The following is a 443-nucleotide window of genomic DNA, read 5'->3' on the forward strand; positions in this document are numbered from 1 at the left end:
CTTCATGTGAGAGCTTAATGGTTGAAAAAGGATTACGGCATAGTTTGCCAGTGATAGTCACCTCGAGCGGCCGCCAAGAGCCGTGGGGGGTGCGAGGCGTCGGCGAAAGTGCTCCCTGACGGAGATTGGAAGCATGTTTTCCCGATTCTACGACCGGAATCTTTTCCGTGTCATTTCCATGGCGATTGCCCTCATGGGCGCTCTCGTCTTCTCAACCTCCGCGCTGCGGGCACAGGAATATACCGCCCAGGAGATCATCGATTCCGGCCACAAGTTCTTCGGCGCGACCTCCGGCGGCCTGGCCACGGTCGTCGAGAAGATCTTCGCCTCCTACGGCCTGCCCAACGGCTACCTGCTCGGTGAGGAAGGGTCGGGCGCGCTGATCGGCGGCCTGACCTATGGCGAGGGCACCCTCTACACCAAGAATGCCGGCGACCATAAGG

1 protein-coding gene is annotated in these 443 nt (G+C 60.0%); it reads left to right on the plus strand.

Features of this window, described 5'->3' with window-relative positions:
- Nucleotides 1-178: 178 nt before the first annotated feature.
- Nucleotides 179-443: EipA family protein (locus tag EOA27_RS39925; RefSeq protein WP_245491440.1), on the plus strand; the 265-nt coding region annotated here is incomplete at its 3' end.

Origin of the sequence: Mesorhizobium sp. M2A.F.Ca.ET.037.01.1.1, from assembly GCF_003998075.1 — a bacterium.
Classification (GTDB): Bacteria; Pseudomonadota; Alphaproteobacteria; order Rhizobiales; family Rhizobiaceae; genus Mesorhizobium.